This window comes from Alteromonas pelagimontana (genome assembly GCF_002499975.2).
Lineage (GTDB): Bacteria > Pseudomonadota > Gammaproteobacteria > Enterobacterales > Alteromonadaceae > Alteromonas > Alteromonas pelagimontana.
The window spans coordinates 490,665-509,229 of sequence record NZ_CP052766.1 but is presented as its reverse complement, the minus strand read 5'-3'; the positions used below and the strand labels follow the sequence as shown (position 1 = coordinate 509,229).

16 protein-coding genes are annotated in these 18,565 nt (G+C 46.5%); 10 read left to right on the top strand and 6 right to left on the bottom strand.

The annotated features are described in order from the left end of the window. The first annotated feature begins 83 nt into the window (after nt 1–83). The 3 genes from dnaK (at nt 84) to CA267_RS02395 (ending at nt 4,017) form a co-directional block, all read left to right on the top strand. Nucleotides 84–2,006, top strand: a complete 1,923-nt coding sequence (dnaK, locus tag CA267_RS02405) for a molecular chaperone DnaK (RefSeq protein ID WP_075608959.1) — start codon at nt 84–86, stop codon at nt 2,004–2,006. A 176-nt stretch (nt 2,007–2,182) separates the two neighbouring features. Then, entirely contained in the window at nt 2,183–3,316 is a 1,134-nt protein-coding gene (dnaJ, locus tag CA267_RS02400) for a molecular chaperone DnaJ (protein ID WP_075608960.1), read from the top strand. A 224-nt stretch (nt 3,317–3,540) separates the two neighbouring features. Continuing rightward, entirely contained in the window at nt 3,541–4,017 is a 477-nt protein-coding gene (locus tag CA267_RS02395; protein WP_075608961.1) for a c-type cytochrome, read from the top strand. A gap of 318 nt (nt 4,018–4,335) precedes the next feature. On the opposite strand, the gene CA267_RS02390 is transcribed toward CA267_RS02395, so the two are convergent. Both CA267_RS02390 and CA267_RS02385 read right to left on the bottom strand, forming a co-directional pair. Next, nucleotides 4,336–4,815 carry a cupin domain-containing protein gene (locus CA267_RS02390; protein WP_075608962.1) on the bottom strand — a complete coding sequence of 160 codons (480 nt, stop codon included), beginning with the start codon at nt 4,813–4,815 and terminating at the stop codon, nt 4,336–4,338. A 12-nt stretch (nt 4,816–4,827) separates the two neighbouring features. After that, on the bottom strand, nt 4,828–5,553 hold the full coding sequence (locus tag CA267_RS02385) for a cytochrome b/b6 domain-containing protein (protein ID WP_232367590.1): 726 nt from the start codon (nt 5,551–5,553) through the stop codon (nt 4,828–4,830). Nucleotides 5,554–5,673: 120 nt separating this feature from the next. On the opposite strand from CA267_RS02385, the gene dapB reads away from it, so the two are divergent. From dapB to CA267_RS02350, 7 genes are all read left to right on the top strand, one after another. Beyond that, a complete protein-coding gene (dapB, locus tag CA267_RS02380; protein ID WP_083638536.1) occupies nt 5,674–6,483 on the top strand; it encodes a 4-hydroxy-tetrahydrodipicolinate reductase in 810 nt (269 codons plus the stop codon). A 273-nt stretch (nt 6,484–6,756) separates the two neighbouring features. Beyond that, on the top strand, nt 6,757–7,893 hold the full coding sequence (carA, locus tag CA267_RS02375; protein ID WP_075610028.1) for a glutamine-hydrolyzing carbamoyl-phosphate synthase small subunit: 1,137 nt from the start codon (nt 6,757–6,759) through the stop codon (nt 7,891–7,893). A 13-nt stretch (nt 7,894–7,906) separates the two neighbouring features. Next, nucleotides 7,907–11,128 (top strand): carbamoyl-phosphate synthase large subunit, encoded by a 3,222-nt coding sequence (carB, locus tag CA267_RS02370; protein ID WP_075608963.1) that lies wholly within the window; start codon nt 7,907–7,909, stop codon nt 11,126–11,128. A 119-nt stretch (nt 11,129–11,247) separates the two neighbouring features. Next, nucleotides 11,248–11,724 carry a transcription elongation factor GreA gene (gene greA / locus CA267_RS02365; RefSeq protein WP_075608964.1) on the top strand — a complete coding sequence of 159 codons (477 nt, stop codon included), beginning with the start codon at nt 11,248–11,250 and terminating at the stop codon, nt 11,722–11,724. Between the two features lie 86 nt (nt 11,725–11,810). Continuing rightward, nucleotides 11,811–12,851 carry an alpha/beta hydrolase gene (locus tag CA267_RS02360; protein WP_075608965.1) on the top strand — a complete coding sequence of 347 codons (1,041 nt, stop codon included), beginning with the start codon at nt 11,811–11,813 and terminating at the stop codon, nt 12,849–12,851. Nucleotide 12,852: 1 nt separating this feature from the next. Further along, nucleotides 12,853–13,410: an NUDIX domain-containing protein gene (locus CA267_RS02355; protein WP_075608966.1), complete on the top strand. Its 558-nt coding sequence runs from the start codon at nt 12,853–12,855 to the stop codon at nt 13,408–13,410. Nucleotides 13,411–13,511: 101 nt separating this feature from the next. Further along, a complete protein-coding gene (locus tag CA267_RS02350; RefSeq protein WP_075608967.1) occupies nt 13,512–13,982 on the top strand; it encodes an RDD family protein in 471 nt (156 codons plus the stop codon). A 195-nt stretch (nt 13,983–14,177) separates the two neighbouring features. Here the strand turns inward: CA267_RS02350 and CA267_RS02345 are convergent, their stop codons facing one another. The 4 genes from CA267_RS02345 to corC form a co-directional block, all read right to left on the bottom strand. Further along, a complete protein-coding gene (locus tag CA267_RS02345) occupies nt 14,178–14,627 on the bottom strand; it encodes an Hsp20 family protein (protein ID WP_075608968.1) in 450 nt (149 codons plus the stop codon). Nucleotides 14,628–14,771: 144 nt separating this feature from the next. Further along, nucleotides 14,772–16,043 carry a Xaa-Pro dipeptidase gene (locus CA267_RS02340; protein WP_097349247.1) on the bottom strand — a complete coding sequence of 424 codons (1,272 nt, stop codon included), beginning with the start codon at nt 16,041–16,043 and terminating at the stop codon, nt 14,772–14,774. Nucleotides 16,044–16,177: 134 nt separating this feature from the next. Then, on the bottom strand, nt 16,178–17,671 hold the full coding sequence (gene lnt, locus CA267_RS02335) for an apolipoprotein N-acyltransferase (protein WP_097349246.1): 1,494 nt from the start codon (nt 17,669–17,671) through the stop codon (nt 16,178–16,180). A gap of 15 nt (nt 17,672–17,686) precedes the next feature. Further along, nucleotides 17,687–18,544 (bottom strand): CNNM family magnesium/cobalt transport protein CorC, encoded by an 858-nt coding sequence (gene corC / locus CA267_RS02330; protein ID WP_075608970.1) that lies wholly within the window; start codon nt 18,542–18,544, stop codon nt 17,687–17,689. Nucleotides 18,545–18,565 lie beyond the last annotated feature (21 nt).

Genomic DNA, 18,565 nt, shown 5'->3' with positions numbered 1-18,565 from the left:
ATAAAATTTTCTGAACACTATTGAAATAGACGGGGAATAACCCCACTAAAATTGCAGTTAAAAAGACTTTTTGGAGACACGTAATGGGTAGAATCATTGGTATCGACTTAGGTACAACGAATTCATGTGTCGCGGTTCTAGACGGCGACAAACCTCGCGTTATTGAAAACGCTGAAGGCGATCGTACTACGCCTTCCATCATTGCTTATGCGAACGATGGAGAAACACTGGTTGGTCAACCTGCGAAACGTCAGGCTGTTACCAATCCTGCAAATACCTTATTTGCAATCAAACGCCTTATAGGCCGCCGCTTTGAAGACAAAGAAGTACAGCGCGATATTGATATCATGCCGTACAAAATTGTGAAAGCAGACAATGGCGATGCATGGGTAGAAGCAAAAAATTCAAAAATGGCACCTCCTCAGATTTCTGCTGAAGTTCTGAAGAAAATGAAGAAAACGGCAGAAGATTATCTGGGCGAGGAAGTGACAGCGGCTGTTATTACTGTACCTGCTTACTTTAACGATTCTCAGCGTCAGGCGACAAAAGATGCCGGTAGAATTGCAGGCCTTGAGGTTAAACGTATCATCAACGAGCCAACTGCTGCGGCACTGGCCTATGGTATGGATAAGAAGAAAGGCGATAACGTCATCGCGGTATACGATTTAGGTGGTGGTACTTTTGATATCTCAATTATTGAAATTGATGAAGTTGATGGTGAGCATACCTTCGAAGTACTTGCTACTAACGGTGACACCCATTTAGGTGGTGAAGATTTTGATAACCGCATTATCACTTATCTGGTTGATGAATTTAAGAAAGACCAGGGTATGGATTTGCGCAAAGATCCGCTTGCAATGCAACGTCTGAAAGAAGCGGGTGAAAAAGCGAAAATCGAGTTGTCTTCAGCGCAACAAACGGAAGTGAATTTACCGTATATTACCGCAGACGCTTCTGGCCCTAAACACCTTGCTATCAAAGTGACTCGCGCCAAGCTTGAGTCCTTGGTTGAAGATATGGTGAAAGAAACCCTTGAGCCAGTGAAAAAAGCGCTTGCTGATGCGGATCTTTCTGTTAGCGACATTCAGGATATTATTCTGGTTGGCGGTCAAACGCGTATGCCTCTGGTACAAAAGTATGTTACCGAATTCTTTGGCAAAGAACCGCGTAAAGACGTAAACCCTGATGAAGCGGTGGCGGTTGGCGCTGCTATTCAAGGTGGTGTTTTGGCTGGTGACGTGAAAGATGTGCTGTTACTGGATGTTTCCCCGTTGTCTCTGGGTATCGAGACCATGGGAGGTGTAATGACTGTGTTGATCGAGAAAAACACTACTATTCCGACCAAGAAGTCGCAAACCTTCTCAACAGCGGAAGATAACCAGTCAGCAGTAACGGTTCACGTGTTACAGGGTGAACGTAAGCAGGCGCAAGGCAACAAGTCGCTGGGTCAGTTTAACCTCGAAGGCATTCGTCCTGCCGCGCGCGGTGTGCCGCAAATCGAAGTGACATTCGATATTGATGCTGACGGTATTTTGCATGTATCTGCAAAAGATAAAGATACCGGTAAAGAGCAGAAAATTACCATTAAAGCCTCTTCAGGTCTGAGCGATGAAGAAGTGGAAAAAATGGTAGCTGATGCCGAAGCCAATAAAGACTCAGACAAGAAGTTTGAGGAACTGGTGCAAACCCGTAACCAGGCTGACGGTATGATTCACGCCACTCGCAAGCAGTTAACTGAAGTCGGTGATGCGTTAAGTGCTGACGACAGAGCGCCTATCGAGTCTGCTTTGAGCGCGCTTGAAACTGCGGTAAAAGGTGAAGATAAAGCCGAAATTGAAGCGAAAACTCAGGAGCTTGTTCAAGCGTCCAGTAAGTTGATGGAAGCCGCGCAGGCGAAGAGCGGACAAGCAGGTGGTGCCGAAGGCCAGCCTCAAGACGGCGGCAAAGCAGGCGATGACGTTGTTGACGCTGAGTTTGAAGAAGTCAAAGACGACGAGAAAAAGTAAGCTGTAGTCAGCATAACCCGGCGGTCGGCCGCCGGGGTTGTTCAACAGTGCAGGCGCAGCAGGAAATCTTGTTGCGCCTTTGTTGTGTTAACGTACGGTGCACAACAGTATTCAGGAAAGTGTAGAGTGTGTGATACGTCAGGCACTTGAAGTAAAAAGTAGGAAAAGCAAGCGATATGTCGAAACGTGACTACTACGAAGTGCTAGGAATTGATAGAAGTGCCAGTGAAAAGGACGTCAAAAAGGCGTATAAAAAACTGGCAATGAAATATCATCCTGACCGCACTCAAGGTGATAAAGCCTTGGAAGAAAAATTCAAGGAAATCCAGGAAGCATATGAAGTCCTGACAGATTCGCAGAAGCGCGCGGCGTATGATCAGTATGGTCATGCCGGCGTTGATCCCAATCGTGGTGGCGGTTTTGGTGGAGGAAATGCGGATTTCGGAGATATCTTCGGTGACGTTTTTGGCGATATTTTTGGTGGCGGCGGTGGTCGCGGTAGGCAATCAAGAGGCAGACAGGGTGCCGATTTACGCTATAACCTTGAGCTAAGTCTCGAAGAAGCTGTACGCGGTAAAGATGTCGAAATTCGTGTACCCACTTTAGTGGAATGTGACGAATGCCACGGCTCCGGAGCCAAGAAGGGAACCTCTCCCACAACCTGTCCGACTTGTCATGGCAATGGTCAGGTACAGATGCGTCAGGGCTTTTTTGCTGTACAGCAAACCTGTCCGACCTGTTCGGGGCGTGGAAAAATTATCAGCGACCCTTGTACGAAGTGCCGGGGACATGGGCGTACCGAAAAAACCAAAACATTATCAGTCAAGATTCCAGCGGGTGTGGATACCGGCGACAGGATCCGCTTAAGCGGAGAAGGGGAAGCCGGAGAAGCTGGCGCACCGGCGGGCGATTTGTATGTTCAGGTGCATGTGCGTGAACATAAAATTTTCACCCGAGACGGGAATAACCTTTATTGTGAGGTTCCGCTCAGTTTCACCACTGCGGCGTTAGGTGGCGAATTGCAGGTTCCTACACTTGACGGTAAGGTGAAACTTAAAGTCAGTCCGGAAACGCAAACCGGGCGTATGTTTAGGTTGCGCGGTAAAGGTGTCAAATCTGTCCGCACCGGGGCAACAGGCGACCTGATGTGTAAAGTCGTTGTGGAAACTCCCGTCAATCTTTCCACTCGGCAAAAGGAGCTGCTCAGAGAGCTTGATGACTCCATGGGCGGAGAGACGGCTAAACATCGTCCCAAGGAACAAGGTTTCTTTGACGGGGTCAAAAAGTTTTTTGACGACCTGACGAATTAGAATTTAAGCCCTCCTTTTGGAGGGCTTGTCGTTTATAAAGTTATAATGCAGGATAAAATCAAGCTGAATAACGAGTTGAACGATAGGCATCGTCTATCAGTATTAAATCACACGAGTAAAATTTAAAACTAGAGCGAAAAATTCCGGCCCGCCGCTCATGAGAATAATTGTGGGCGCCAAGGGCATAAACGTCGGTATTTAACTATTTTAAGGAAAAAATTAAGATGAAGTATATGCTCAAAAGTGCAGTAGTGGCGGTTTCCTTGTTAAGTTCTTTAGCAATGGGGAACGCCATTGCGGAAGAAGCTTCTTCGCAAAAGCACGCCGAGGCAATGGTGACTTATCGTCAGTCTTTGTTCCAGTTATTGAAAAGCAACATGGGACCGCTGGGTGGCATGGCAAAAGGTGCGCTTCCTTATGATACTGAAGTAATGAAGACAAACGGAATGCGTCTTGAGCAACTTGCCGCCATGATGTCTGATTATGTGCAAGTAGATACTCGCAAGTTCGACGTTGAAACTGAAGCAAAACCCGTAATATGGGAAAAATATTCAGCATTTGAAGATAAAATTGAAGGTTTGAAGACTGCCTCAGTTAATTTACAAAAAGTTGCTGGAGAAGGGGATGAGAGCGCCTATCGTGCTGCGATTGGAAAGGTAGGTGCCGCTTGTAAAGCTTGCCATGACGATTTTAAAGAGTAATTAGCTCGCGGCGTTACCCTCACCGGGTAACACCGCAGGTAGATATCGCGAATACTTTTCAAATAATTCGAGAAGATTCTGTGAACCTATGGAGCAGGGAAGCTCCGGCAGGGCCCTCGGTTATGATTTTTACGGCGTTTCTGATAGATGATTTCTCTTTATTCGGCTTATTTGAAGCCGCAGTAACTAACCTGCCGAAAATGAAAAAGCGGCGCTTGGGCAACGCGTTTTCGTTACCTTCACGCCCCTGCGCTTAACTGATTCCATAGCCGGTTAAATTTCAAGAACATGAATACAACATTAATCTCGCTGCTCTATCTATTTTGGAGGAAGACGCGGGTCAATAATCTTATCGCTATCGACTAAATCCATAGAAAGCGCCGGATTGCGATAAAGCCGCTTTTTTAAATTGGGATAATCACAGACATCATGCTGCAATCTTTCTCCAACTACCAAGCAGCGTAATGTATTAGCGCCAGAATTCATTATGGTATGTGCCTGACCGCCCGCACGATACCCCAAAAAATCGCCCGCTTTCACTGCCAGTCTTTCATCACCCACGAGAGCTGTGGCTTCACCTTCAAGTATATACACACACTCGTCTTCAAAATGATGGACATGATACTCGGTAGTTTCGTAGCCTGGCTCAATGGCAATAATGTGAACGCCGAGTCCGGTTAGTCCCGTCAATTCGCCCAATGATTTGTTTTCTCGTACGGCTTTTGGGTTAAGGTAGTGGGTTTTCTTTTCGCCCTGAAATGTTTCAATTTCTTCTTTGGTAACAAGATATTTTTCCATTTCTTTTCCTACCTAATAATATGCGCCATCATCAACAGGGGCCGGTGGAGCAATTTCTACGGCGTAGTACACTGTTGCCGCAGAAAGAGCAATTAACAACGCTGCTAAAAGCAGTTTAGATGAAGAAATAGCTTTATCTTCAGTGGCTTTTTTCCCGTGGATCATTGAGGGTGCCAGACGTTGTTTTTTGTAGATAGCGTAAAAAATGATTGCTGCAATATGTAGAGCGATTAATGCCAACAACACATTGAATACGTTGTGATGAAGGAAGTTCATTGTGTCCTGGGTTGCCTCACTTACCGCTGAACGATAGGGGCCATCCAGAAAGACATCATCAGTTAGAAAAAGCCCGCTTACTGCCTGAGTGGCGATAAGAGCCAGCATCAAAATCACCATCCAGCCGCCTAAAGGGTTGTGTCCGGTGTGCGCCGGGGAATCTCTGTTAAACAGGTTGCACGCGTAGCGGAGCACTGTGACTGGCCCTTTTACAAAATGGCTGAAACGAGCGTAATCGGTACCAGCCAGACCCCAAAGAATACGAAAAAGAATCAACCCTAACGCGAAGTAGCCCGCGTAGAAATGCCATTGCATAGCGTCATCAAGCACTTCAGCGGTGACATATTGTACAATTAGCGTAATGACTAACAACCAGTGAAACAATCGTGTGGGGAGGTCCCAAATAAGCCGCTTTTCCATTTTTTCTGCGCTTAAAGTTAAGATACGGAATAGCGTTATCATACCGGAGTTACCTGAAGGCTCAATGTGAAAAAGAGCAAGCATGATAATTAGTCTTAGAGGTTTTCATGGCAACCAGCATCAGGCACAATGCGAGAAAATTTTCTGACGAAACAATTGAATATGAAAGTAGGTATCTTTGGTGCAAATGGCCGAATGGGACGCGTGTTAATCGAGGCGCTGCAAGAACATGAACAGGCTCAACTCACTGTGGCAACAGTGCGCGACGATTCGCCCTGGGTAGGCATGAATGTTGGTGAATTGGCGGGCATCGGTTCATTGCCAATTAAGTGCACTGCGGTATCAGAAATCAATCCTACGCAAGTGGATGTCATGATTGATTTCACATTGCCAGCGGCCTTCGACAGCAACCTCGCCTGGTGCGTCTCTCACAATATACCGGTAGTTATTGGCACAACCGGCCTTTCCGATGAACAACTATCATCGCTTAAAAATGCGGCGACGCAGATTCCCGTGGTGTTCGCTGCTAACTACAGCGTCGGTGTAAACGTCATGTTGTCACTGGTAAAGCAGGCAGCCAGAGCATTAGGGGAAACTGCCGATATAGAAATTTTAGAAGCGCATCACCGCTACAAACAGGACGCGCCATCCGGTACGGCAGTGGCTATTGGCAATGCGATTGCTGATGAACTAGGAAGAAATCTTAAGGAGTGTGCAGTTTACGGAAGAGAAGGTAAGGAGCCCCCGAGGGATCAAAAAACTATTGGCTTTGCAACTGTGAGAGGGGGAGATATTGTGGGTGAACACACCGCATTGTTTGCGGATATAGGTGAGAGGCTGGAGATAACGCACAAGGCGTCAAGCCGACTCACCTTTGGCCGCGGAGCTGTTCACGCCGCGAAGTGGCTGCATGGGAAGAAAGCCGCTTTGTATGGCATGGATAACGTTATCGGCCTTAAGCTGCAAGATTAAGCGTCATAAACAGCAGTTTCACGCTGTTTTGCAGTAAATTAGCTTGAATGAGGCGTTTTACGTATTTATCTAAATTCCAATTAGACCTTCTCTGAGGATTCCTATATACTCATTGGAATTTGCCAAAATTTCGCGTTGTTTGACTAGACAACGCTATTTTATTAGCTGCAAAGATCTGTAAACGGAGCGGAAAATTCGCGTTATATCCGTTTTTTGTGGGGTTTGAGCAGAAACCTGCTTAAACACTCGGTTATCCTTAATCTGGAGGTTGACTTGGCTAATTCTGCCCTTTTGGTGTTAGAGGATGGTTCTGTTTTTAAAGGCACTGCAATTGGTGCGCAAGGTATTGCTGTTGGAGAAGTTGTTTTTAACACTTCGATGACTGGCTACCAGGAAATTCTTACTGACCCTTCTTACGCTGAACAAATCATCACCCTTACTTATCCTCATATCGGAAATACCGGCATAAATGTAGAAGACGTTGAAGCAGACACTATTTGGTCGAAAGGCCTGGTGATCCGCGAGCTGCCTTTGATCGCCAGTAACTTTCGCCAGCAACAGTCTCTTTCTGATTACCTTAAGGCGAAAGGAGTTGTGGGAATTGCGGATATTGATACCCGTCGGCTGACGCGTATATTGCGTGATAAAGGGGCACAGAACGGCTGTATAATGTGCGTCGACGAGCTGGATGAAGCGCTAGCACTGCAAAAAGCAAAAAGTTTTCCAGGGCTGAAAGGAATGGACCTGGCGAAAGAAGTTTGTACTACAGAAATTCGCGAATGGAATGGCGGCGTCTGGAAGCTCGGCGAAGGCTATCAGACTACCCCTGATGTACCGGCCAAGTATCATGTCGTCGCGTATGATTACGGTGTTAAACATAATATTCTGCGTATGCTTGTAGCCAGGGGTTGCAAAATTACGTTAGTACCTGCGCAAACGTCTGCTCAGGACGTTATGGCGATGAACCCAGATGGGGTATTCCTGTCAAACGGACCTGGTGATCCGGAACCATGTACCTATGCTGTAGATGCGATCAAAACGCTGGTTGAGGCAAACGTACCTGTGTTTGGAATTTGCTTAGGACATCAGTTGCTCGCTTTAGCCAGTGGCGCGAAAACAGTAAAAATGAAGTTTGGTCATCATGGTGGTAATCACCCGGTCAAAGATCTAAAGAAAAACGTCGTTATGATTACTAGCCAGAACCATGGGTTCGCGGTAGATGAAACTTCGCTGCCTGATAATCTGGAAATTACCCATATTTCTCTGTTCGATAAATCGTTACAAGGTATTCATCGTAAAGACAAACCGGCGTTTAGTTTTCAGGGACACCCAGAGGCAAGTCCCGGACCACACGAAGCGGCGGATCTCTTCGATCACTTCATTGAACTTATCGACCAATCAAAGCAGTAGGAACTAGCCTTTTATGCCAAAACGTACCGACCTAAAAAGTATTCTTATCCTGGGTGCTGGCCCTATCGTGATTGGTCAGGCCTGTGAGTTCGACTATTCCGGCGCGCAGGCGTGTAAGGCGCTGCGGGAGGAAGGGTATCGCGTCATTCTGGTAAATTCAAACCCAGCGACTATCATGACCGATCCGGAGATGGCGGATGCCACCTACATCGAGCCAATCCACTGGGAAGCGGTTCGTAAAATTATTGAAAAAGAACGCCCTGATGCTATTTTGCCTACCATGGGCGGACAAACCGCGTTGAACTGTGCGCTGGATCTGAACCGGGAAGGCGTGCTCGATGAATTCGGCGTGGAACTTATTGGCGCCACTGCGGATGCCATTGATAAAGCGGAAGATCGCGAGCGCTTTGACAAAGCGATGAAATCGATTGGGCTGGAATGTCCACGTGCTGAAATCGCTCACAGTATGGAGCAGGCACACGACGTACTTAGTCGTATTGGTTTTCCCTGTATTATTCGTCCTTCCTTCACCATGGGCGGAAGCGGCGGAGGTATCGCCTATAACATAGATGAATTCAACGAGATATGTCACCGCGGACTCGATCTTTCTCCTACCAACGAGTTGTTAATAGATGAATCGTTAATTGGCTGGAAAGAGTACGAAATGGAAGTGGTTCGCGATAAAGCGGACAACTGCATTATTGTGTGTACCATAGAAAACTTTGATCCTATGGGCGTGCACACCGGCGATTCTATTACCGTAGCGCCCGCGCAAACTCTCACCGATAAAGAATTCCAGATTATGCGAAATGCGGCGATGGCCGTATTGCGGGAAATTGGAGTGGAAACCGGCGGTTCGAACGTACAGTTTGGTGTCGATCCCGATACAGGCCGCATGGTAATTATCGAGATGAACCCGCGTGTGTCGCGTTCTTCAGCACTGGCATCAAAAGCTACAGGCTTCCCGATTGCGAAAGTTGCGGCTAAACTGGCTATTGGCTACACCTTAGATGAACTGGCTAACGACATTACCGGGGGCTTAACTCCGGCTTCCTTCGAACCGTCTATCGACTATGTGGTTACCAAAATACCACGCTTCAACTTTGAAAAATTTGCTGGCGCAAACGATCGGCTCACCACGCAGATGAAATCTGTAGGTGAAGTGATGGCAATAGGCCGTAATCAGCAGGAATCGTTACAAAAAGCGTTACGTGGTTTAGAGGTTAACGCAACGGGCTTAAATCCGCTGGTGAACCTGGAAGATAGCGAAGCGCGCAATAAAATAGTTTATGAACTTCGGCAACCGGGTGCTGAGCGTATCTGGTATATTGCTGATGCCTTTAGACTAGGCATGACAGTAGACGAAATTTTCTCTCTTACCAACATTGACCGCTGGTACCTTGTACAAATTGAAGAACTGGTGCAACTTGAAGAACAGGTAGCGCACGAGGGAATAAGTAGTCTTGATGCTGAGATGATGCGCAAGTTGAAGCGTAAAGGGTTCTCTGACGCCCGGCTGGCAGAATTGACGAAAGTCGCAGAAAGCGATGTGCGGGACGTCCGACGTAAGTTTGGCATTCACCCAGTGTATAAACGGGTTGATACCTGTGCCGCTGAATTTTCGACCAGTACCGCATATATGTATTCCACCTACGATGAAGAATGTGAAGCTGAACCTTCAGATCGCGATAAAATTATGGTGTTAGGTGGCGGGCCAAACCGGATCGGGCAAGGAATCGAATTTGATTATTGCTGCGTTCACGCTGCACTTTCCATGCGCGAAGATGGTTACGAAACTATTATGGTTAACTGTAACCCTGAGACAGTTTCTACCGACTATGATACGTCTGACCGGCTGTATTTTGAACCTGTCACACTGGAAGACGTGCTGGAAATCTGCGAAAAAGAAAAGCCTAAAGGTGTCATTGTTCAATATGGTGGGCAAACGCCGCTGAAGCTGGCGCGAGCGTTGGAAGCGAATGGGGTGCCGATTATCGGTACATCACCTGATGCCATTGACCGCGCTGAAGACCGCGAACGCTTTCAGCAAATGGTTACCAAGCTTAATCTTAAACAGCCTGCTAATGCCACTGTAACGAATATGGATCAAGCGCTGGCGAAGGCGGAAGGCATCGGGTTTCCGTTAGTGGTTCGCCCTTCTTATGTTCTTGGCGGGCGGGCAATGGAGATTGTCTACGACTTAAAAGACTTAAAACGTTATTTGACAGAAGCCGTAAAAGTTTCTAACGATGCGCCGGTGCTGCTAGACCGCTTCTTGGACGATGCTATCGAGGTTGACATTGATGCTATCTGTGACGGCAAAGATGTGCTGATTGGCGGGATCATGGAGCATATTGAGCAAGCTGGCGTGCATTCCGGCGATTCAGCCTGTTCTTTACCACCGCATTCTCTGTCTAAAGCCATACAAGATAAAATGCGTGAGCAGGTTCGGGCCATGGCATTGGAGCTTGGTGTAGTCGGCCTGATGAATACGCAGTTCGCTATAAAAGATGGCGAAGTGTATTTGATTGAGGTCAACCCGCGCGCTGCCAGAACTGTGCCTTTTGTGTCTAAAGCGACAGGTGTACAACTTGCCAAAGTTGCCGCACGAGTTATGGCTGGAGTTAGCCTGAAAGAGCAGGGCATTACTGAAGAAGTCATTCCACCCTTTTTCTCAGTAAAAGAAGTAGTACTTCCTTTTGCCAAGTTTCAAGGTGTCGATCCATTGCTTGGTCCTGAGATGCGTTCGACGGGCGAAGTGATGGGTGTGGGTGATACCTTTGAAGAAGCCTATGCGAAAGCTAACCTGGGCGCTGGTGCTCCATTGCCGAAGTCCGGTAAGGCGCTGCTATCTGTCAGACAAACCGATAAAAACCGCATAATTGAGTTAGCAAAAACTTTGGTCGATAATGGCTTCACTATTGAGTGTACGCGCGGTACGGCAACAACATTGTACGATGCAGGCATTGCCAGTTCGGTGGTGAACAAGCTGTCTGAAGGGCGTCCTAACATTGTTGATGCTATTAAAAATGGTGAGTACAACTACATTATTAATACCACTGAAGGCCGTCAGGCGATTACCGATTCAGTTTATATACGCCGGGAAGCGCTGTTAAACAAGGTAACTTATACCACAACCATGAACGCCGCCTTTGCCACGGTTAGAGCGAAATCTGCCGATGATCGTAACAAAGTGACGTCTGTTCAGGAGCTTCACGCTCGTATTAAACAATGATGACAATAGACAGGATACGAGGTATCCTGTCTGCAACCATGTCAAAAATGTGCGCCTGATTGGCGCACTTTTTTTGAGCATTTCAAGAGCCAAATTTTAGAGTAAGTGAGACGACATTCATGAGTCAGTACCCAATGACAGCTCGTGGTGCGGAGTTATTGCGCGCTGAGCTAAATGAACTCAAATCTGTAACACGCCCGCGAATTATTCAGGCCATTGCTGAAGCCCGTGAACACGGTGATCTAAAAGAAAATGCGGAGTATCATGCTGCCCGGGAACAACAAAGTTTTTGTGAAGGGCGCATTCAGGATATTGAAGGCAAACTATCCAACGCACAAATTATCGATGTCACCAAGATGGACAACACAGGTAAGGTCATTTTTGGCACCACGGTTACCATTATGAACCTGGAAAACGAAAAAGAAACGACATACCGAATTGTGGGTGATGATGAAGCGGATATTAAAAGTAATCTGATTTCAGTGAATTCACCTATTGCCCGTGGTTTGATTGGAAAAGAGATAGACGATATTGTAAATATTCAAACGCCATCAGGTCCGGTTGAATACGAAATTACTGAGGTTGAATATATTTGACCTCGTCGGGTGAGCATCAGTCTCACCCTTCATTTTATTTGTTACGAACTTCAGATTTACCACCTATCTCGCCACAGGAGTAGGGCATGGCTCACCGAATCGCAATTGTGTTGGCCACATTATTCACACTGGCATCGTGCGCTACCTTCGTGGCTCGGGAAATTGAATCTTCTTCAAACCCCTATACTTTTTCTACCAGCGAATCTTTTGAAAAATTAGCCGAAACCCTTCTTACTTTTGATAAGCAGTATTGCAGCGACACGTGGTTATATTGCTTTTCCTATTTTTATGGGGCCCCACAGCCCCTTAGCGAAAGCGACTTATCCTTTAGCGTAAGTCTGACTAACCCCGCTACCATGACATTTGATAAGTCGTTAACGTTAATATCTTCTGCCGTCCCCCGGTTTGAGGGAACGGTGATGTTATTGCATGGGTTTGGCGCGGATAAAGAAGAAATGCGTTATGCGGCAACATATTTCCAGTTACTTGGCTTTCACGTTCTTGTACCCGGCTTGTTTGGCCGGGACGCAGCTTCGCCGCCGCTGAGTTACGGAGTGAAGGATGCCGAACTTCTTACTGAATTTCTTGATAATCAGCGTGATACGGTCACTCAACCTCTGATAGTCGTCGGACATTCGATGGGCGCGCTGGCAGCGGTTAAAACCGCTACCTTGAGTAACCAAATCAGCGGGCTGATTCTGCTTTCTCCTATGAATCGATTTGACATAGCCACGGTAGGTGTGGCGATGTCTTTTCGGCCATGGACAAGCTTATTGATACCTGATTTCTCATTAAAAGAGGGGGCAAAAATTGCTTTGTCTAATGCAGGTGTGGACATAGAACAAACCGACATGTTCGACGACCTGTCCTCACTAACGTTGCCAATTCTTGTCTACGGTGGCCGCAAAGATACCATCAGTAATATTAATGAGGCTGCTCAATGGAATATGCCCAATGTAACGCGACATGTGGTAAAAAGTGAGAATCACATGTCCACGCCGGTAATAGATAATCTTGAGCACCGGGCTATTAGCACCTGGATTTCAGCCAATATTGAACCCGCCGTGTACCTCAATACCGGAGATATCAGTGAGTATAACCAAACAGACTCTTTCGAGGAGAAGTGAAATGACAGACGTACCTCAGCAACGGGAAATAGAAACTGTCACTACACGGAAGGTTTACCAAAATAAATGGATGACCTTGCGGGAGGATGAAATTAGGCGGCAGAGCGGTGCGAAAGGCTTGTATTCGGTAGTTGAGAAGCCCGATTTCACCATTATTATTCCGATAGAGAGAAACGACATTTATATGGTAGAGCAATACCGCTACCCAATAAATGAACGTCAGCTGGAATTTCCTCAAGGTGCTTGGGAAGAGAAGCCGGATGCCTCGCCGGAAGCTTTAGCTGCTGGTGAATTGCGCGAAGAAACCGGTTTTATTGCCGATGAGCTTATTCACGTCGGATACCAGTATTTAGCGTACGGGTTCTGTAATCAGGGGTATCATATCTGGGTGGCGCGGGGTCTGACGATGACGCAAAGAAATCTGGATCCCGAAGAAGAAGGATTAGTTACGCATAAGCTGTCAATTCAGCAATTGGAACAGCGAATAAAAGCGGGTGAAATAAAAGATGCTACGTCATGCAATGCATTTGGGTTAGCGCGTCTGAAAGGGCTTATCTAACCGCACATTGAAAAATTGTTCTTATTCAGGCAAACGCATCTCACCTGCGCGTGAAACCTGTAAAAGTAGCTTAATGGCGATTGAAGTGGAAAGACATTATCATGGTAAATAAAGAATATGCGGGCTTCTGGATCCGCTTTACCGCGGTCTGCATAGATATGCTACTGCTTTCTGTTTTCACAGCTCTACCTCTTACACTTATTTACGGCACTCGCTATTGGAGCGGGGAAGCCGCTTATTATGGTGTGTGGGATGGCATTATTTCTTATGTTGTTCCCGTTCTGCTAACGCTATGGTTTTGGCAACGTTTTCTCGGCACTCCAGGAAAAATGATATTAAAGTTAAAGATTGTGGATGAAAAAACCGGTAAGAAAATGACCCTGCGCCAGTCAATAGGCCGCTACTTCGCTTACATTCCAGCAACCGTTCCCTTGTTCTTGGGATTCTTTTGGATTGGGTGGGACAAGAAGAAGCAGGGACTTCATGATCATCTCGCTGGTACCGCTGTGATTCGAGAACACCATCCTCGAAAATCTGTTCTGGAATCTCCTTCTATTAAGCATTTACCTTAGTGTTCGCAACGGTTCTGAGCCCGGGATAAGCCGCGCCTTTACTGTCATCATTGTAGTGTCTACGTTGTAGCTCTTTCAAGCCGTAGACCCCTACGTAGGTAATCGCGCAATATACTAAAATAGCTGACTGAGGTAGTTAGAAGCTAAGAATAAACAAACGGCGCCCAAGGCGCCGTTTGTAATGCGTATGGACTATTATTTGTTTTCTAATAGTCGGCTGCTACCAATTTCAATTTGGCGAGGCTTTTTGGCCTCAGGGATAACGCGCTCCAGATCAATGTGAAGTAAACCGTTTTCCATATCTGCGGCTAACACTTTCACGTGATCACCCAACTGGAATTTACGTTCGAAGTTACGTTCGGAAATACCTTTGTGAAGAAACTTACGTTCGTCAGCTTTCTTCTCCTCACCGTTTTTCGTACCTGTGATATTAAGTGTATTTTCCTGAACTTCAATCGTTACATCATCTTTGCTGAAACCCGCAATCGCCATAGTAATTCGGTATTTATCATCGGCTAATAACTCGATATTGTAAGGCGGATAAGTGCTTTGCTTTTCCGCGCGAGTTGCTGCATCAATTAACGATGCAAGATGATCAGAACCGATAAATGAACGATAAAGGGGAGAAAGATCGATAGTACGCATAGTCATATCCTCAAAATATTAAGCAACATGTTATAAAATGGCCCCGACGAACGGCGGCATTGTTGTCGGCCTTGCTATGAAGCACCGACAATCCATATATAGGTATTGCTTAAATGTCTTTCAAGAGAAAAAACTGATTTTTTTTCACATAGCGAGAGATTTTATAATCCGGCCTTTTTTCATCACCATACCTACGTTTTCCATCAACGACATATCTTCCATCGGATTACCTTTTACCGCTACAATATCGGCTAACTTTCCGGGCTTCACACTGCCTAGCGAATCCTGTTGTTTCAGTAAGGTGGCCGAGTTGATGGTTGCTGCTTGAATTGCTTGCATGGGTGTCATGCCAAATTTCACCATTCGTGCAAATTGTTTAGGGTTATCGCCATGAGGATAAACACCTGCATCAGAGCCAAATACCAGCTTTATACCAGCGTCGACAGCCTTACGAAAGTTCTCTCGTTGCTGAGAGCCGACAAGGCGTTCTTTCGCCAGACTTTCTTCTAAAATGCCCGCCTTTTCTCCTTCGTTGAGTATATATTCAGTAACATAGACATCCATAGAGAAGTACGTTCCTTTGTCTAATGCCATCTTAATGGCTTCATCATCCAACAAACTTACATGTTCCACCGAATCAACCCCTGCACGAATAGCATCTTTAATTCCCGACGTGCCGTGTGCATGGGTTGCCACCGTTAAGCCGCGCAAGTGTGCTTCTTCTACAAGTGCTTTCATTTCCTCCAGAGAATATTGTTGTGCACCTACCTTTGTACCCTTAGAAAGTACGCCACCTGTGGCGCAAAACTTTATGACGGTTGCCCCATATTTAATATTCCTGCGCACCATTTTTCTGATTTCCCACGGTCCGTCTGCTACACCTTCGCCGGTATCGTGGAACTCGTAAGGCAGCAGGTTATTATCGCAGTGACCGCCGGTAACTCCCAAAGCGGGGCCGGATACGAACATTCTGGGCCCGGCAATATCGTTATTATTAATGGCATCGCGAAGCGCAACGTCGGCGAAGCCTGGGGCGCCTACATTGCGTACCGTGGTAAAACCTGCCATTAAGGTTAGCTGAGCATTTTTGACGCCGTTAATCGTGGCGCGAGGAAGTGAAACTGCCAAACTTCTGTAGCCGTGATCGGTGGCGTTACTGGTTAAATGAACGTGCATATCCATGAGGCCCGGCATAAGCGTATGATCGCCAAGCGCGATTAATTCGGCGTTTGGGGGAATTACGACCTCCTTTGCGGTTCCTGCAGCAATAATTTTATCATCTTCTACGATGACCACTGCGTTCTTCACAAGGTTACCGCCTTCCACATCCACCAAACGATCGGCGGTGAGAACTGTGGTTTTAGCTAAGGCGCTTGAAGTTACGCCGAGGAAGAGTAGCATCATTAACCGCTTCATTGGTTTTCCTTTCTTCATCAGTAATTAGAGGGGAAATTTTTTCGTACTTTAACAACGCATTTTCACTGCGGTACAGTGCATATGCGGTAAGTGTAAGGATCTCTCGGGTTAAGCTAATAGTACTTAGGGCCGTTTCAGCTTGCGCGTCTTTTTAAGTAAAGCGCAATGAGAGCAAGCATTGAAGTCAACATCACGACAGCGTAGTCGCCCCAGTAGCGGTAAGGGGTGAAACCGCGTGTAGTTATCACTGGTGAACGAAGGCTACCGGCTTCAAACTGCGGTAAGCGAGACGTAATGTTACCGCGAAAATCTATAAATGCGGTAATGCCGTTATTGGTGGCGCGCAGTACCGGTCGGCCAAACTCCTTCGCGCGCATTCGAGCGATTTCAAGATGCTGGGCAGGGCCATGTGAATGCCCGAACCACGCATCATTGCTCACCGTCAATATCATATCGGTGTTCTCATGTAAGTTGGCAGCAACCTGGTGGGGAAAAGCAATTTCAAAACAGATAGCAGGGGCCAGATAAATTCCATTGGCTATTAGATTGGTTTGTTGATATCCGCCCCGCGAAAACGACGACATAGGAAGGTCGAATAACGGCGCCAGTGGTCTGAGCAAATCTTCAAAAGGTACAAATTCACCGATAGGCAGAAGATGATGCTTAGAATAACGGTTATTGTGAAAATAAGAATAATCGCCGAATTCATCACTACGATGTTTTTTGCCCAGGACAATCAGGTTGTTCCAAGCCTCACTGGACTCCCAGTTGAAATTTACAATACCAGTAATTAAAGCGGTATTATGCTCTACCGCTTGCTCGTTCAGGTCGGTAAGAAAAGGCGTCGCTAGATTTTCAAGCTTGGGTACCGCGGCTTCTGGCCACAGGATCAGATCGGCATCCCATAACGGAGCGGTGAGGTTCTGATATTTCTGCATTGTGGGTTCATCATGTTCAGGAACCCAGCGTAAAGACTGCTGAATGTTTCCTTGTACCATTGCCACCTGGTACTGCTTATCACGGACAACCCAATTGTATTGATTAACTGCCCAACCGCTGCTAAACGCAATAAAGTAAATGGCAACTAACGCAGGCCAGCGTTGAAACAGAGGCAAAACAGCGACGGCGCTGGCAAGCAAAATTACCAGCGCGGTCACGCCGGTCTCTCCAATAACGGGCAACCAGCCATTTAGCGGGCTGTCAATTTGACTATATCCTAAAGACAACCATGGAAAACCGCTTAACATCCAGCTTCTTACCCATTCCAGAAGCATCCAGAAGAAAGGCATAGCCAACGGCCAAAGCCGGCTGGGGAAAAAACGTTTTGTAAAATAGAAAGCAAGTGCTGGATAAATGGACAAATAAGCGCAAAGCAATGCCATTGCGCCCACCGATGCAATTAATGGCAGGCCTCCAAAATCGGCAATACTGACGTGGACCCAGGAAATGCCTGCGCCAAACCAGCCAAGGCCAAAAAGCCAGCCGCAAAGAAAACCCTTGCCCGGCGTTCGCAATAACTGCCGCACGGCAACTGCCACTGCAAGAAAGGTTACAGGCCACGCAGAAAAGGGAGCAAAAGCAAATGTGAGGCTGGCGCCACTTAACAGCACCAACAAATACGGGATCATGCCTTTCAGCGCCAGTTACTCCAAAGAAGGAATGGTGACTTTGAGCTGCAACAACCGACGCTTATCCGAATTTGAGATTTTAAAATGGATGTCGCCAATAACGATTTCATCATTTGTTGAAGGCATATGACCAAACGCTTTTAACACAATGCCGCCAATGGTATCTGCTTCTTCTTCACTAAACTGGGTTTCAAAGAAGGTATTGAAATCTTCCACTGGGGTTAACGCTTTAACCGAATAGGTATATTTATTTAGTGGGCGGATATCGTCGGTGCCGTCGTCTTCGGTATCGTATTCATCTTCAATTTCACCAACAATCAACTCTAATATATCTTCAATTGTAACCAGTCCTGACACACCGCCATATTCGTCAACTACGATAGCCATATGATAACGCTGTTGCCGGAATTCTTTTAAAAGGACATCCACACGTTTACTTTCAGGCACAATCACTGCGGGGCGAATAACCTGCCGTAGCTGAAAATCGGTATCAGAATTAAACATGAAGTTGAGCAAATCTTTGGCAAGCAGAATGCCTTCAATATGATCTTTATCTTCACTGATGACAGGAAAACGGGAGTGAGCGGTTTCGAGCATCATTGGCAGAAATTCTTCGAGCTTCTGGTTAATGTCGATAGTCGTCATTTGCGCTCGCGGGATCATAATATCCCTGACCCGCATTTCATTGACTCCAATAACCCCTTCAATCATTTCTCGGGTTTGGGGATCAATGACCTCTCTTAATTCGGCGTCAGTAATGACATCGACCAAATCTTCTTTACTTCTCGGCTCTCCAGAAAAAGTCAGGCGCATTTTTTCAAACCAACTTTTGCTCGAAGAGCCGTTGGTAGAGTGGGGGTTATCGTCGCTCATAGTATCCGTTTAATTATTCGT

Bases quoted from the DNA above. Each gene is read 5' to 3' on its own strand.
- dapB (WP_083638536.1), top strand. From the start codon at position 5,674: ATGAAAGTAGGTATCTTTGGTGCAAATGGCCGAATGGGACGCGTGTTA.
- CA267_RS02360 (WP_075608965.1), top strand. From the start codon at position 11,811: ATGGCTCACCGAATCGCAATTGTGTTGGCCACATTATTCACACTGGCA.
- corC (WP_075608970.1), bottom strand. From the start codon at position 18,544: ATGAGCGACGATAACCCCCACTCTACCAACGGCTCTTCGAGCAAAAGT.
- CA267_RS02340 (WP_097349247.1), bottom strand. From the start codon at position 16,043: ATGAAGCGGTTAATGATGCTACTCTTCCTCGGCGTAACTTCAAGCGCC.
- CA267_RS02355 (WP_075608966.1), top strand. From the start codon at position 12,853: ATGACAGACGTACCTCAGCAACGGGAAATAGAAACTGTCACTACACGG.
- CA267_RS02345 (WP_075608968.1), bottom strand. From the start codon at position 14,627: ATGCGTACTATCGATCTTTCTCCCCTTTATCGTTCATTTATCGGTTCT.
- carB (WP_075608963.1), top strand. From the start codon at position 7,907: ATGCCAAAACGTACCGACCTAAAAAGTATTCTTATCCTGGGTGCTGGC.
- CA267_RS02350 (WP_075608967.1), top strand. From the start codon at position 13,512: ATGGTAAATAAAGAATATGCGGGCTTCTGGATCCGCTTTACCGCGGTC.
- dnaK (WP_075608959.1), top strand. From the start codon at position 84: ATGGGTAGAATCATTGGTATCGACTTAGGTACAACGAATTCATGTGTC.
- greA (WP_075608964.1), top strand. From the start codon at position 11,248: ATGAGTCAGTACCCAATGACAGCTCGTGGTGCGGAGTTATTGCGCGCT.
- lnt (WP_097349246.1), bottom strand. From the start codon at position 17,671: ATGATCCCGTATTTGTTGGTGCTGTTAAGTGGCGCCAGCCTCACATTT.
- CA267_RS02395 (WP_075608961.1), top strand. From the start codon at position 3,541: ATGAAGTATATGCTCAAAAGTGCAGTAGTGGCGGTTTCCTTGTTAAGT.
- dnaJ (WP_075608960.1), top strand. From the start codon at position 2,183: ATGTCGAAACGTGACTACTACGAAGTGCTAGGAATTGATAGAAGTGCC.
- CA267_RS02385 (WP_232367590.1), bottom strand. From the start codon at position 5,553: ATGATAACGCTATTCCGTATCTTAACTTTAAGCGCAGAAAAAATGGAA.
- CA267_RS02390 (WP_075608962.1), bottom strand. From the start codon at position 4,815: ATGGAAAAATATCTTGTTACCAAAGAAGAAATTGAAACATTTCAGGGC.